Source organism: Nonomuraea sp. NPDC051191, assembly GCF_044455665.1.
GTDB lineage: Bacteria > Actinomycetota > Actinomycetes > Streptosporangiales > Streptosporangiaceae > Nonomuraea.
Genome location: NZ_JBITEZ010000010.1, coordinates 139,070 through 152,714, shown reverse-complemented (window position 1 = coordinate 152,714; position 13,645 = coordinate 139,070). Strand labels below are relative to the sequence as shown.

Sequence of the window (13,645 nt, the reverse complement as noted above, 5' to 3'; positions counted from 1 at the left end):
GCGTACTGGTGCATCTGCGTCAGTCGAGCAGCCCTTCCCTGCGCGCGACGGCCACGGCCTCCAGCTTGGACCGGGCCCCGAGCTTCTCCAGGACATGCTGGACGTGGTTGCGCGCGGTGTTGCGGGCCACGCCGAGCCGCGCGCCGATCTCGATCGTGCTCGCCCCTTCGGCCAGCAGCCGCAGCGTCTCGCGCTCGCGCGCGGTCAGCGCCGCGCCGGGGCTGCGCACCCGGCCGGTCAGCCGGTCGAGCACGCCGGGCAGCAGGCCGGGCGCGAACACCACACCGCCGGCGGCCACCTCGCGCACCGCCGACTCCAGCTCCTCCAGCCTGGACGACTTCACCAGCAGGCCCGCGCCGCCCGCCTCCACCACCCGGGCGGCGACGGAGGCGGTGGCCTCGCCGGTCAGCACCAGCACCCGGGCCATGGGCGCGGCGGCCCGGAACCGGCCGATGGCCTCGACGCCGTCGCCGTCGGGCAGCCGCCGGTCGAGCACCACGACGTCGGGCCGGCGGCGGGCGGTCTCGGCGAGGGCGGCGGCGACGGTGCCCGCCTGCGCCACGACCTCGATGCCCGGCGCCCGGCCGAGCGCCAGGCCGATGGCCTCGGCCACCATCGCGTGGTCCTCCACGAGCAGCAGCCGGATGGAGGCGGTGGTCGGCATCGCTTCGTCTCGCTTCTCCCGCGGCAACGTCCCCAGCAGTCTGCCACCCGCGTCCGGCCCCCGCCGCCCGTTCGCGCCGCCCGTTCCCCCAGGCCGGACGGGCGGAGCGACGCCGCGCGCGTTCCCCGCCGGGCGGGGGCGGGCGGGATTCGAGGAGGTCGGAGGGCCGGGAGCGTTGGTAGTGTTGTCCAGAAATATGCGCATTTTTTAGATGGGTGGGATAGGTGGAGGTTGAGCAGACAGCGTTGCCGGGCATCGGGCTTCGGCACGATTTCACCACCCGCGCCGGCCAGCGGGTAGGCATCGTCTCGCACCGCACCGGCCGCCGGGACCTGGTGATCTACGACAAGGACGACCCCGACCGCGCCTGTCAGACGGTCAAGCTGAACGACGAGGAGGCCGACGCCCTGGCCGAGCTCCTCGGCGCCCCCCGGATCGTGCAGCGGCTCAACCAGCTGCACCAGCAGGTCGAGGGCCTGGTCAGCGTCCAGCTCCCGATCCCGTCGGGCTCCCCCTACGCCGGGCGCACCATGGGCGAGGCCCGGGTCAGGACCCGTACCAGCGCCTCCATCGTCGCCGTCGTACGCGGCGGCCAGGTGTTCGCCAGCCCCGGCCCCGACTTCGTCTTCCGCGAGGGCGACGTCGTGGTCGTGGTGGGGAGCGCGGACAGCACCGCGGACGTCGCCGGCATCCTGGCTGACGGGTAGGACCGCGGGTGCACGAAACCGCGGTCATCTTTCTGGAATTCGGTGCTGTTCTTCTGGGTCTGGGGGTTCTGGGCGCGCTCGCGCTGCGCGGCGGCATCTCCCCGATCCCGCTCTATCTGATCGCCGGTCTGGCGTTCGGCACGGGCGGTGTGCTGCCGCTGGCCACCAGCGAGGAGTTCATCTCGGTCGGCGCGGAACTGGGCGTCGTCCTGCTGCTGCTGACGCTCGGTCTGGAGTACAACGCCGACGAGCTGGTCACCAGCCTCACGAGCAACGCGCGGGCCGGGATCGTCGATCTCGTGCTCAACGCCGCCCCCGGCGCGATCTGCGCGTTGCTGCTGGGCTGGGGGCCGGTCGCGGCCGTCGCCATGGCCGGCGTCACGTACGCCACCTCCTCGGGCATCACCGCCAAGGTGCTGTCCGACCTCGGGTGGATCGGTAACAGGGAGACGCCGACGGTGTTGTCCCTGCTGGTGTTCGAGGACCTGACCATGGCGGTCTACCTGCCGGTCCTCACCACGTTGCTGGCGGGCCTGAGCCTGGTCAGCGGGGCCATCTCGGTCGGCATCGCGCTGGGCACGGTGAGCGTCGTGCTCGTCGTGGCGCTGCGGTTCGGGCGCTTCATCGAAGCGTTCGTGTCGAGCCCCAACTCCGAGGTGCTGCTGCTCAAGGTGGTCGGGCTGGCGCTGCTGGTGGCCGGGCTGGCGCAGCAGCTGCAGGTGTCGGCGGCGGTCGGCGCGTTCCTGGTCGGGATCGCGCTGTCGGGGCAGCTCGCGCACGACGCGCAGGCGCTGCTCGCGCCGCTGCGGGACCTGTTCGCGGCGGTGTTCTTCGTGTTCTTCGGGTTCCAGACCGACCCGGCGAAGATCCTCCCGGTGGCAGGGCTGGCCGCGCTGCTGGCGCTGGTCAGCATGGTGACCAAGCTCCTGACGGGCGCGTACGCGGCCAGACGGGCGGGCATCGGCAAGGCCGGTCAGGCACGGGCGGGCATCGCGCTCATCCCGCGCGGTGAGTTCAACATCGTCATCGCGGGCCTGGCGGTGGGCGCCGGCGCCCATCCCGACCTCGGGGCCCTGGCGGCCGCGTACGTGCTGATCCTGGCGGCGTTCGGTCCGCTGGCGGCCAAGCTCGTCCAGCCGCTCATCACGGCCATCGCGAACAAGGCGTGATCCGCTAGTTTGTTCGCATGGCCGACCGCAAGCACGGGGTGCCCGCGCCCCCGATCGAGACGACGATCCACGCCGACGACTGGGACAGGACGGAGATCATCGGTGAGACCTTCCACCGGGTCCTGTTCCAGGGCGTCGACCTGACCGAGCTGGTCGACCAGGGGTCGTCGTTCGAGGAGTGCACGTTCAGGAACGTGCGGCTCAACGTCTCCACGCACGAGGACGCGCGGTTCCTCAACTGCCTCTTCAGCCGGTGCTCGCTGTTCGACGCCACGTTCAAGGGCTGCAAGCTGACCGGCAGCATGTTCGACGGCTGCACCTTCGGGCTGCTGAAGGTCGACGGCGGCGACTGGTCCTACACCGGGCTGCCCGGCGCCGACCTGCGCGGCAGCGCCTTCCACGGCGTCCGGCTGCGCGAGGCCGACCTGACCGGGGCCCGGCTCGCGGGGGCCGAGCTGCGCCGGGCCGACCTGTCGGGGGCCTGGCTGCACGGCGCCGACCTCACCGGGTGCGACCTGCGCGGCAGCGATCTCGGCACGCTCGACCCGCACGCGGTCACCCTCAAGAAGGCGGTCATCGACCCCTTCCAGGCCACGGTCATCGCCGAATCCCTGGGCCTGGAGGTCCGCTCCTGACCCCAGGCCGTGACCGCGGGCGGTTCGGCCGTGGGAGCGGGGTCGGGGATGATGGCGGTGTGCCGATCGCCGATCTCAACGACGCCGAGCGGGCCGTGGCCGCCGCGCTCGCGCACGGCCGCGCGGTCGACCTGCGCGCCGGCGACCCCGCCGCCGACGACCCCGCCGCCGCCGCGTCCTGGGACGCCGGGCGTACGGTCCGGGGCGAGGTGCTGGCCGGGCTGCTGCTCGGGGGGTTCGACGAGCCCGCCGCCAAGCCACGGCTGATCCTGGCGGGGGCGCGGATCACGGGCGTGCTCCAGCTGGCGTTCGCCGAGCTCGCCTTCCCCGTCACCTTCCAGGGCTGCGCCTTCGACGCCGCCCCCGACCTCTACCACGCCCGCACCCGCTTCCTCAGCTTCAGCGGCTCGCTGCTGCCCGGCCTGACCGCCTCGAACGTCCAGGTCGAGGGCAACCTGCGGCTGGCCGGCACCCGCGTCACCGGCGAGTTACGGCTGCCCGGCGGCCGGATCAGCGGCAACCTCGTGCTCAACGGCGCCCACCTGAGCCATCCGGCGGGCACGGCGCTCAACGGCGAGCACCTCGACGTGGCCGGCCACCTGCGCGCCCAGGACGGCTTCGCCTGCGACGGCACGCTCGTCCTGTCCTCCGCCCGCATCGGCGGCGCGGTCGAGCTGGACCGGGCCCGCCTGAACACGCCGGGCGGCACGGCCCTGGAGGCGTCCAACCTGATCGTCCAGGTCGGGCTGTTCGCGCGGAAGATCGAGGCCGACGGCGAGGTCAGCGTGCGCTTCGCCCGCGTGTCCGGCCCGCTGACGCTGCGCGGCTCGCACATCCGGCGGCCGGGCGGGCTCGCGCTGCGCGCCACCGGGCTCAACGCCGAGGCGGGGCTCTTCCTGGCCGGGCTGACGACCGAGGGCCAGGTGCGCCTCAACCGCTCGGTCATCGTCGGCACCCTCGGCCTGGAGGGCGCGCGGCTGAGCGCCCCCGGCGGGCTGGTGGTCGGCGCCGACGGGATCACCGTGAACGGCTCGCTGCTGGCCTGGCGGGGGCTGCGCGCCGAGGGCGAGTTCAGCCTGCTCGACGCCACGGTCACCGGCCCGGTCCACTTCGAGGGCGCGACCCTGGTCAACCCTGGCGGGGCCGCCCTGTCGGCCAACGGCCTGTCGGTGGGCAAGGTGCTCAACCTCTGCGACGGCTTCTCCGCCCACGGCCGGATCAGGCTGACCAGCGCCCAGATCGGCAGCCGCCTGTGCCTCGACGACGCCACCCTGGCGGCGCCGGGCGAGGTGGCGCTGAAGTGCTGGCGGCTGGAGGTCCGCGAGCTGGCGCTGCGCCCGGCCGCGCCGGTCGAGGGGCTGGTGGACTTACGTTACGCGCGGATCGGCGTCCTGCGGGACGACCCCGGCGGCTGGCCGCGGGCGACGCGCATGGACGGGCTGTCGTACGAGGTGCTCGACCCCATGCTGCCGGCCGCGCGGCGGCTGCGCTGGCTGCGTACCGACGCCGACGGCTACCTGCCGGGCGCCTACGAGCAGCTGGCCTCCATGTACCGGCGGCTCGGCGGCGACGCCGACGCCCGCGAGACCCTGCTGGCCGGTCAGCGGCAGCGCCGCGCGGCCCTCCCCTGGTACGCCCGCTTCTGGGGTCACCTCCAGGACGTCACCGTCGGCTACGGCTTCCGCCCCCTGCGCGCGGCGGCCTGGCTGCTCGCGCTGCTGGCCGCAGGCACGGCCGTGTTCGGGCTCGACGTGCCGCCGCCGCTGAAGGCGGGTGAGGCGCCGCCGTTCCACGCGCTGGTCTACACCCTCGACCTGCTGCTGCCGATCATCGACCTCGGCCAGGAGAAGGCCTACAACCCGCAGGGCGGCGCGCAGTGGCTGGCCTGGGGGCTCATCATGGCCGGCTGGGTGCTGGCCACGACGATCGCCGCCGGCCTGACCCGCTCGCTGCGCCGGACCTGACCCGCGCGGTCTTCCCGGACCGGCCCACGGCGGTCGGCCGCCGTCGGCACAGCGCCCTCGGGCCGGTCAGCACAGTGCCATGGCCGTCTGCCACAGGCTGGGGAGGGCGGCCAGCACGTGGTCGCCGCGGCGGCGCCGGTCGGCGAACGTCGCGGCTCCGAGGTCGGCCAGCAGCTCCTGGAAGCCCTCCTCGTACCCGGGCGGCGCGCCGGCGGCGGCGCGTTTGTCCAGGCAGCGGGCGTATGTGGCGACCAGCCAGAAGACCGCCTCCCGGTGGAGACCGGCGTCGACCAGCTCGCGGCTGCCGTCGATGGCCACCGCCCGCGCCTCCGGCGTGATGTCGGAGGTGAAGCGGTAGGAGGGCGCCCGCAGCCCGGAAGTGGCGTCGAAGACCTTCTCCAGCGCCGCCAGGTGCCGCTCCACCCGCTCGACGGTCATCCGCGCGCAGCCCAGCAGGTCGAGCAGGTGCTCGTGCCAGTCGAGGCGGCCGTGCCCGGCCAGCAGGTCGCGCACGGCGGCGTACCGGCGGCGCACGGTCGGGTTGCGCAGCCCGGCGACCAGCAGGACGTGCGTGGTCACGCCGGTGCCGAACAACCAGGCCGCCACCTGCTCGGGGACGGGCGCGTTCTCGTCCATGGAGTTGATCCAGCCACGCACCCGGTCCATCGCCTGCGTGCAGCGGGCGATGATCCAGGGCCGCTCGGCGAAGTCGCGGGCCACCAGGCGCTGGATCTCGGCCAGCCGCCCGGTCGGGTCGGCCAGCACGCTGGGCAGGTGGAAGCTGCCGGCCAGGTGGTAGTCGCTCAGCACCTCGTGGGTGGTGCCGACGCGGGCGATGCCGGAGACCTCCAGCAGGACGCCCTCGTAGCGGAACTTGCCGATCGCGGGCGGCGGGTCGGCGACCACCATCACGTCCACGTCGGAGGTGGGGTCCAGCTCCGTGCCCGGGGCCGCCCACAGCGCGGACCCGGTCAGGAACGCCCCTTCGAACCCCGGCAGGCCGACGCCCTCGTCGAGCACCCACTGCCGCGCGAGCTGCCTGGCCCGCTCAACCAGCATCCACGTCCTCCCGGTCAGGGCCTCGGCGCGCACCCCTGATCAGGAGGAACGCGCCCAGCACGACGAGCACCGCCAGCCCGCCCCAGATCCAGCCGGGGACGCCCGTCGCGGCGGGCGGTTCCTCGACGGTCGAGGGCGCCGCTGCCGGTTGCGAAACTGATCCTTTCATGACGAACGGGATTTCGCCTTCGATCGGATGTCCGTCCGAGGACACGACACGCCAGGCGATCACGTACGAACCGGGCGCGGGCGGGCGGGGCACGTCGGCGAACACCTTGGGCCCGTCGAGCCGGGGCTTGCCGACCTCGACGGCCTTGCCCGCCGCGTCGTGCAGCACGACGAACGGGAACTGGACGTGGGCGTTGAACTCCAGCTCGATCTGCTCCAGCGTGGCGAGCTGGGCGTTCTTGGCCGGCGAGCTGCTCTTCAGCGCGTCGTGGGCGAGCGCCGCGGTGGACGGCAGCACCGCCAGGAGGGCGGCGCAGGCGAGCGAGGCCAGGCGGACGGGCCAGGAGGACTTCATGGAGACTCCGATGCGGACGGCCGGACCGGCGCCGGGGCGCCGTCCGGGCACGGACAGGCGGGAGAACGCGTCGTGAGCGGACGCGGGACTTCAGCGGAGGCGGAGCCGCCGGGGTGGTCCTCGCCGGGTGAGCGTGCGGCAGGCGATCCTGCCCGTCGGAGTGGGGACGTCGGCGTGCGCCGGGGGACGCCGCGGCGGGATCGTCACCTCGACCGGCGCGAGGAGCAGCAGGCCGATGACCGGAGGCGGCGCGGCGTACAGGCGGATCATGAGCCACAGCGCGCGCTCGCCGCGGTGCAGCCACCACGCCGTCAGCGCCGCCACGGTGAGGTGGACCAGCGCCATGGCGGGGGCGGGATGGCCGTGCCCGGCGGCGGGGCCGGCGGCGGGCGCGAGGTGTTCGAAGAGCTGGTGCAGCACGAGCTGGGTGACCGTGGTGGCGGCCAGGACGGCCGCGGGGCCGCGCTCGCGCCCGTCGATCAGGACGGCGGCGGCGAGGGCGGCCAGCACCCCCAGCGCGCAGCCCCACAGCGGGACGGCCCCGCCCCCGGCCAGCAGGTGCCCCGCCGCGGACACGAAACCGCAGACCGTCGCGAACACGACGGCCCGCGACAGGCGCAGCCAGACTGACGCGGCGGTCACAGCCGCCATCCTTACACAACCGCCACACTTCCGAAGCGGCGCGTTCGGCGCGCGCCACAGGGGGCAGCGGACTCTGATGGACTTCGCCCGAGGCGATGGGCCGGATCTGGAAGTCGTGGTCCGGCAGGAACTGACCGATGCGGGCTTCGGCGTCGAACCGTCCCCGATGCCGGTCGACGGCGGTCTGACCGTCTGGCTCGACCCGTCCCGGGGTGTGGTGGTCGTCTGGGGTCCGGCAGGCACTACGACGGCCGCCCACCTGGTGAAGTACGAGACCATCCGCACCGCGGTCCTGCTCGCGCTGCGGATGGTCCTGGCCGGGGCCGGCCATGAGATCCGGGAGGATCAGGAGGGGCTGGAACTGGTGGTCACCTCCTGAGGGGCGCGCAGCGGCGCTCCGACGGCGTGCAGGTGGCGCATGGCCTGGGCCCACGACTCGACGAGCCCGCACTCGGCGTACTCGACGCCCAGCTCGCGGCAGTACTCGCGGACGACGGGCCGGGCGCGGCGCAGGTTGGCCGACGGCATGCCGGGGAACAGGTGGTGCTCGATCTGGTAGTTGAGCCCGCCGAGCGCGACGTTCATCAGCCGGCCGCCGCGCACGTTCCTGGAGGTCAGCACCTGGCGGCGGAGGAAGTCCAGGGAGTCCTCGGCGGTGAGCACCGGCATGCCCTTGTGGTTGGGGGCGAACGTGCACCCCAGGTAGACGCCGTAGCACGCCTGGTGCATGGCGAGGAAGACGAGCGCCTTGCCGGGCGGCAGCACCGCGAACACCCCAGCCAGGTAGGCCAGGTTGTGCGCGACCAGCAGCAGCCCCTCGGTACGGCCGCCCTTCACCCTGGGCAGCGCGCGGAAGCCGGCCACCTTCAGGTTCAGCCCCTCAAGGGTGAGCAGCGGGAAGAACAGGAACGCCTGCCAGCGGCCGATGAAACGGGGCAGCCCGCGGCTGACCTCGGCCTGCCGCCGCGACCAGATGAGGATGTCGGGCGCGACGTCGGGGTCGTGGTCCTCGTGGTTGGGGTTGGCGTGGTGGCGGGTGTGCTTGTCCATCCACCAGCCGTAGCTGAGCCCGACGGTCAGGTTGCCGACCAGCAGCCCAGCGATCCTGCTCCGGCGCCGCGACCGGAACACCTGGCCGTGCGCCAGGTCGTGGGCCAGCAGCGTGACCTGGGCGAAGGCGACGGCCAGCAGCGCCGCGACGCCGAGCTGCCACCAGGAGTCGCCGACCGTGGCGAACAGCGTCCACCCTCCGGCGAACAGGGCGGCCACCAGGCCGATCCTGATCACGTAGTAGGCGGGCCGCCGCTCCATCAGCCCCGCCTGGGCGATGCGGCGCGACAGGTGCGCGAAGTCGCTCCCCCGGGACGCGGCGCGAGGGGTTTCCACCACGGTCAAGGTTCTCTCCGATGCTGACGATGCCGGTGTGATCACTCATCAGCATCGCGGCGGCGGCGCTCCGGCGGACCCCCGCTGTCACCCTTCCTCGTGGTGGTGCAGGCCCTACCATCGGGGGGCCGCCGCCGGGGCGGGCGGTCAGCGGTAGTAGCCCTCCAGCGGGGCGGTGGCCTCGGCGTACAGCGCCGGGCCGTCCTGGGGCACGTGCGGCCAGCCGGGGCCGGGTTTGAGGCCGGCGAGCTGCTCGTTCGACAGGGCGTACACCACGCGGCCGAGGCCGGAGCGTTCGATGGCGCCCGCGCACATGCCGCACGGCTGGCAGCTCGTGTACATGGTGGTGGCCGCCGCGGTGCCGGGGTCCAGCTCGCGGGCGGCCCAGCGGGCGAGCTTCAGCTCGGGGTGGGCGGAGATGTCGCGGTCGCCGAGGACCGTGTTGTGCTCCTCGGCCAGCACGTCGCCGCCGGGGCCGACCAGCAGCGAGCCGAAGGGGGCCTCGCCGCCCGCGCGGGCGCGGGCGGCGAGCTCGATGGCCCGGCGCAGGAAGGTCTCGTCATCGGGTGTCATGGTCGTCCTCCTTGGACGGGTCGCGGGGGTCGCGGGGGTCGCGGGGGTCGCGGGGGTCGCGGGGGTCGCGGGGGTCGCGGGGGTCGAGGTCCCAGTGGTCGGCGACGGTGGCGAGCGCGTGCCAGGCCGTCTGGGGGTGCAGCGTCTCGGCGGGGTCCCCGGCGAACGGGTCGAGCACGACGGTGTCGGCGCCGAGCAGCCGCAGCTCGTCGAGGTCGGCCAGGACCTGGTCGAGGGTGCCCTCCCCGGCGTGGCGGCGGGGGCCGGTGACCGGCTCGGCGGTCAGGCGCAGGAGGATGCGGGGGGCGAACGCGGGCGCCGGGCGTCCCAGCTCGTCCGCGGTGTCCGCCAGCCGCCCGGCGGCCTCCCGCAGCCAGGGCAGGGTGTTGCGCAGGGGGTGCCACGCCTGGCCGAGCCGTACGGCGCGGCGCAGGCCGGCCTCGCCGTTGCCGCCCACCCAGAAGGGGATCGGCCCGGCGCGGTAGTCGTCGGCGGCCGACCAGGCGGCGCGCATGGCCTGGAGGTGGTCGTCGGTCAGCCGTCCGCGCCGCTCGAACGGCACCCCGAGCGCGTCGAACTCCTGCCGCGCCCAGCCGACGCCGACGCCGAGCACCAGCCGCCCGCCGCTGAACCGGTCGAGGTTGGCCGCCATCCTGGCCATGACCAGGGGATGCCGGTACGGCACGATGAGCACCGAGGTGCCGAGCCTGATCCGCGTGGTGATCCCGGCCAGCCAGGCGAGCGTGGTGAACGGCTCGTAGAAGGGGGGCGGGTACTGCTCGGCGACGTCGGGCGTGATCGCGACGTGGTCGGAGATCATCAGCAGGTCGTAGCCGAGGGACTCGGCGGTCAGCGCCCATCGTCGCAGCGTGGCGGGGTCGGTGCCGGGCCCGAAGTTCGGTACGTTCACGCCGATTCTCATGACACCGAGGCTATCCAGGCCGTCCTGCCCGGCTGAAGGCCCTGCTCACGGCGTACGGCGGGGTTCGCCGGGGATCTGCCGGTATATTCGCCGGATGGCCGAGGATCTCGACGAGACCGACTGGGCGATCCTGGTGGAGCTCCAGCGCGAGGGCCGGGTGCCCCTGACCGAGCTGGGCCGCCGGGTCAATCTCAGCGCCTCGGCGACGACCGAGCGGGTCAGGCGGCTGGAGGCGCTGGGCGTCATCGCCGGCTACCGGGCCGAGGTCGACCTGGGCAAGGTGGGGTTCGGCGTGCTGGCCGTCGTGCGCCTGAAGTACCCCGGCAGCCGGCACGAGCCGCTGCGCCGCCTGCTGGGCGAGCGTCCGGAGATCCTTGAGTGCCTGCGCACCACGGGCGAGGACTGCTACACGCTGAAGGTCGCCGCGGGCTCGATGCCGCACCTCGAACGGGTCATCGACGAGCTGGCCCGGTTCGGCGGCACCACGACCAACATCGTCTACAGCCAGACCCTGCCCTACCGGGGCCCGGCCGCGCCGCCCGCCGGACTCTGACCCGGCGGGGGCGCGGTGACCTCCTCCGGAGGCCGGAGGGGGTCAGATCGGCTGGAGCGCGGGGGTCGTGCGCGGGGCGGCCTCGTCGCCGTAGATGTGCAGGTCGGCACGGAAGGCCCGCAGGTACGCCCGCCGGTCGTGGAACGTGGTGGCCAGGGCGTCGCCGTAGTCGATGAGCTGGCGGTGCGCCTGGCGGCGCGGCTCGTAGCGGGCCTGGAGCAGCTTGTCGAGCAGCGGCAGGTCGCCGTCGGCCGCGGAGATGACGTCGGCCAGGATCTCGGCGTCGTACAGGGTGTAGCTCATGCCCATGCCGGTCATGGGGTGGCAGGCGAAGGCGGCCGAGCCGAGCAGCGCGGCGTTGCCCCGGTGGTACGCCCCCACCCGCAACGACGAGACCTTGATCGGCTGCCAGGCGGCGGCCTGGAGGGAGCCGAAGGCGTCGGTGCTGTCGGTGACGAAGCCCTTCAGCATGTCGGGCAGGCTGGTGGCGCCCCGGCCGAAGACCTCGTCGTCCTGCTCGGGGGGCAGGCCGACGAACACCCGGGCCTGGTCCCGGTCAAGCGGGTAGAGGTAGGCCAGCCAGCCGCCGGAGCTGAAGTAGAGCCGGTTGAGCTGGGCGACGCTGGCGCTCAGCGGCACGGTGGCCACCCGCATCAGCAGCCGGTCGTACGGCATGGCGACCTGGTCGATGTCGAGCGCCCGGCGCACGGCCGACTTGGTGCCGTCGGCGCCCACGACCACGTCGGCGCGCAGCCGGCCGCCGTCGGACAGCGTCAGCAGCTCGATGCGGTCGCCGTCGCGCTCGACGTGCTCGATGGCGGCGTCGAAGACGAACTCGACGCCCTCCATCGCGCAGCAGGCGTAGATGAGCTCGACCAGCTCGCGGTAGGGGCGGATGAGGAAGCCGCCGTCGGAGAAGCGGCACTCCCTGATCGGCTCGCCGTCGTGGTAGTAGCGGATGAGGTCGCGCCGCAGGCCGTGGCGCTCGACGAGCTCGGCCAGCCCGTGGCGGGCCAGCACCCGCAGGCCGGGGGGCTTGAGGAAGTCGGCGCCCGCGCTCGGGATCGAGGGTCCCTGCTCGATGACGACGACGCGCTGTCCGCGGCGGCGCAGCAGCAGTGCGAGGAAGCAGCCGCCGAGCCCGGCGCCGACGATGGCCACGTCGCACGATGTGGTTGCCATGACGAGAGCCCTTCTTGAGGTTGAACTAGACGTGCGTGGTTCCGTAGGTCTCCGAGCTCTCGGCGGCCCGGGGCCTCGGGATGTGATCCCTGGGGGTCGTGCGGGTCTCGGCAGGCAGCAGCGCGTCGGCCTCCGCCGCGACGGTGGCGAGGGTCATGCGCAACTCCAGCAGCAGCCGGCGCGGCACCTTGATCATGTCGTCGCCCGGGTCGGTCCGCAGCCGGGTGATCTTGGTGAGGGCGATGGCCCCGATGAACACCGAGATGGCCACGCACATGGCGAGCGCGCCGGCCAGCCCGGCCAGCGGGCCGGTGAGGATGAACGGGTGGTCGATGACGAGGGACACCACGGCGATGCCGACGGCCCCGCCGACCATCCGGGCCATGGTGGCCGCGCCCACGGCGGAGGCGTACTGGCTGGGGTGGGCGGCCAGGGTGGTGGCCACGGAGGTGCCCGGCGCCAGCGCGCCGACGCCCATGCCGACCACGACGCTGGCGATCAGGCCCCACACGGTCGGCCCGGACTGGGTCAGCACGAGCACGCACGCGCCGCCGCAGAGCAGCGAGCCGGCGTAGATGAGGCCGTACGCGCCGATGTGCTTGAGCAGCTTGCCGGCCAGGTAGCTGGTCACGACGACGGCCACCGAGGTGGGCGTCAGCCACATGGCCACCTCCAGCATCGGGTAGCCCAGGTGCAGCAGGTACAGCGGCTGCACGGTGAGCAGCCCGTACGACAGGGCGCCGAAGAACCAGGTGGCCAGCCAGCCCCAGACGAACTTGCGCTGCCGCCACAGCGCCAGGTCGATGGCGGGCAGGCGGTGGTGCCTGGCCTGGGCCAGCGCGCCGCCGAGCAGCGCGAGGGCCGCGACGGCCAGCCACACGACGTCCAGGCCCCAGGCCATGGCCTTGGAGATGGCCAGCACGATCACCGCGATCCCGGCGGCCAGCAGCCACGCGCCGAGCACGTCCGGCACGCCCTTGGCCGTGGTGCGCCTGCCGGACGGCAGAGCGGCGCAGGCGATCAGCAGCGCGATGCCGATGACGACGTCGGGCACGAACAGGGCGCGCCAGTCGACGGTGGCGGCCAGCCAGCCGCCGCCGGCCTGCATGAGCAGGCAGCCGAGCCCGGAGGCCGAGCTCCACAGGGCGATCGCGCCCCGGCGCTGCGACTCGGGCAGTTCGCCGAGCAGTAGCCCCAGGCTGGCCGGGATCATCGCCGCCGCGCCCGCGCCCTGCACCGCCCGCGCGGCCAGCACGAACGACCAGGACGACGCGGCCACGGTGGCGACCCCGCCGGCCACGAACACCACCAGCCCGAACGCCAGCACCCGGCGGCGGCCGAACAGGTCGGCCCAGCGCCCGGCCGTGGCCAGCAGCGCGGCGATCGGGATGAAGGCGGCGCTGGTCAGCCAGACCAGGTCGCCGAGCGGCATGCCGGCGCCCGCGGGGGTGTAACGCAGCACGCCGACGGCCAGGGTGGTGGCCGTGGTGTCGGCCATCACGGTCAGCATCACGCCCGCGCCGACCAGCCGCAGCATGACGGCGTGACGGCGGGTCACGCCGGTTCCTCTGACGGCCACTGGTGTCTCACGCACTCGGTCCTCCTCACAGGAAAGCCTCGGGTTCCACGCCGGCCGGCACACTCCGGTGGTGCGACCGGCGTGGTG

At 73.8% G+C, this 13,645-nt stretch carries 15 protein-coding genes; 6 read left to right on the top strand and 9 right to left on the bottom strand.

Features of this window, described 5'->3' with window-relative positions; translation table 11 throughout:
• Window positions 1-19: 19 nt before the first annotated feature.
• A complete protein-coding gene (locus ACIA8R_RS28365) occupies window positions 20-664 on the bottom strand; it encodes a response regulator transcription factor (protein ID WP_357706505.1) in 645 nt (214 codons plus the stop codon).
• Between the two features lie 224 nt (window positions 665-888).
• Between ACIA8R_RS28365 and ACIA8R_RS28360 the strand changes: the two genes are divergently transcribed.
• From ACIA8R_RS28360 to ACIA8R_RS28345, 4 genes are read left to right on the top strand one after another with little or no spacing between them, the layout of a single operon-like run.
• A complete protein-coding gene (locus ACIA8R_RS28360) occupies window positions 889-1,371 on the top strand; it encodes a cation:proton antiporter regulatory subunit (protein WP_352351134.1) in 483 nt (160 codons plus the stop codon).
• An 8-nt stretch (window positions 1,372-1,379) separates the two neighbouring features.
• The gene (locus tag ACIA8R_RS28355; protein ID WP_352329071.1) at window positions 1,380-2,540 is read left to right on the top strand and encodes a cation:proton antiporter; all 1,161 of its coding nucleotides are present in this window, start codon (window positions 1,380-1,382) and stop codon (window positions 2,538-2,540) included.
• Window positions 2,541-2,557: 17 nt separating this feature from the next.
• Window positions 2,558-3,175: a pentapeptide repeat-containing protein gene (locus ACIA8R_RS28350; protein ID WP_397041283.1), complete on the top strand. Its 618-nt coding sequence runs from the start codon at window positions 2,558-2,560 to the stop codon at window positions 3,173-3,175.
• Between the two features lie 59 nt (window positions 3,176-3,234).
• Window positions 3,235-5,139, top strand: a complete 1,905-nt coding sequence (locus ACIA8R_RS28345; protein ID WP_397041281.1) for a hypothetical protein — start codon at window positions 3,235-3,237, stop codon at window positions 5,137-5,139.
• A 66-nt stretch (window positions 5,140-5,205) separates the two neighbouring features.
• On the opposite strand, the gene ACIA8R_RS28340 is transcribed toward ACIA8R_RS28345, so the two are convergent.
• The 3 genes from ACIA8R_RS28340 to ACIA8R_RS28330 all read right to left on the bottom strand — a co-directional run bounded on the left by ACIA8R_RS28340 (window position 5,206) and on the right by ACIA8R_RS28330 (window position 7,363).
• Window positions 5,206-6,198, bottom strand: a complete 993-nt coding sequence (locus tag ACIA8R_RS28340; RefSeq protein ID WP_397041279.1) for a hypothetical protein — start codon at window positions 6,196-6,198, stop codon at window positions 5,206-5,208.
• The gene (locus ACIA8R_RS28335) at window positions 6,188-6,721 is read right to left on the bottom strand and encodes a copper resistance CopC family protein (protein ID WP_364088102.1); all 534 of its coding nucleotides are present in this window, start codon (window positions 6,719-6,721) and stop codon (window positions 6,188-6,190) included. Before ACIA8R_RS28335 ends, ACIA8R_RS28340 begins: the two co-directional genes overlap by 11 nt.
• A gap of 90 nt (window positions 6,722-6,811) precedes the next feature.
• Window positions 6,812-7,363 (bottom strand): hypothetical protein, encoded by a 552-nt coding sequence (locus ACIA8R_RS28330; protein WP_397041277.1) that lies wholly within the window; start codon window positions 7,361-7,363, stop codon window positions 6,812-6,814.
• A 76-nt stretch (window positions 7,364-7,439) separates the two neighbouring features.
• On the opposite strand from ACIA8R_RS28330, the gene ACIA8R_RS28325 reads away from it, so the two are divergent.
• A complete protein-coding gene (locus ACIA8R_RS28325) occupies window positions 7,440-7,742 on the top strand; it encodes a hypothetical protein (RefSeq protein WP_397041275.1) in 303 nt (100 codons plus the stop codon).
• Here the strand turns inward: ACIA8R_RS28325 and ACIA8R_RS28320 are convergent.
• The 3 genes from ACIA8R_RS28320 to ACIA8R_RS28310 form a co-directional block, all read right to left on the bottom strand.
• On the bottom strand, window positions 7,709-8,674 hold the full coding sequence (locus ACIA8R_RS28320) for an acyl-CoA desaturase (protein WP_364088784.1): 966 nt from the start codon (window positions 8,672-8,674) through the stop codon (window positions 7,709-7,711). The genes ACIA8R_RS28325 and ACIA8R_RS28320 overlap by 34 nt on opposite strands.
• A gap of 222 nt (window positions 8,675-8,896) precedes the next feature.
• Window positions 8,897-9,322: a nucleoside deaminase gene (locus ACIA8R_RS28315; RefSeq protein ID WP_357706518.1), complete on the bottom strand. Its 426-nt coding sequence runs from the start codon at window positions 9,320-9,322 to the stop codon at window positions 8,897-8,899.
• Complete coding sequence (locus ACIA8R_RS28310) at window positions 9,309-10,244, bottom strand: LLM class flavin-dependent oxidoreductase (protein WP_397041273.1); 936 nt, start codon at window positions 10,242-10,244, stop codon at window positions 9,309-9,311. The genes ACIA8R_RS28315 and ACIA8R_RS28310 overlap by 14 nt, the downstream gene beginning before the upstream one ends.
• A gap of 94 nt (window positions 10,245-10,338) precedes the next feature.
• Between ACIA8R_RS28310 and ACIA8R_RS28305 the strand changes: the two genes are divergently transcribed.
• Window positions 10,339-10,797: an Lrp/AsnC family transcriptional regulator gene (locus ACIA8R_RS28305; RefSeq protein ID WP_357706523.1), complete on the top strand. Its 459-nt coding sequence runs from the start codon at window positions 10,339-10,341 to the stop codon at window positions 10,795-10,797.
• 42 nt (window positions 10,798-10,839) lie between these two features.
• Here the strand turns inward: ACIA8R_RS28305 and ACIA8R_RS28300 are convergent, their stop codons facing one another.
• Window positions 10,840-11,979, bottom strand: coding sequence for an FAD-dependent monooxygenase (locus tag ACIA8R_RS28300; protein WP_397041271.1), 1,140 nt, complete (start codon window positions 11,977-11,979; stop codon window positions 10,840-10,842).
• 25 nt (window positions 11,980-12,004) lie between these two features.
• Window positions 12,005-13,573 carry an MFS transporter gene (locus ACIA8R_RS28295; RefSeq protein WP_357706528.1) on the bottom strand — a complete coding sequence of 523 codons (1,569 nt, stop codon included), beginning with the start codon at window positions 13,571-13,573 and terminating at the stop codon, window positions 12,005-12,007.
• Window positions 13,574-13,645 lie beyond the last annotated feature (72 nt).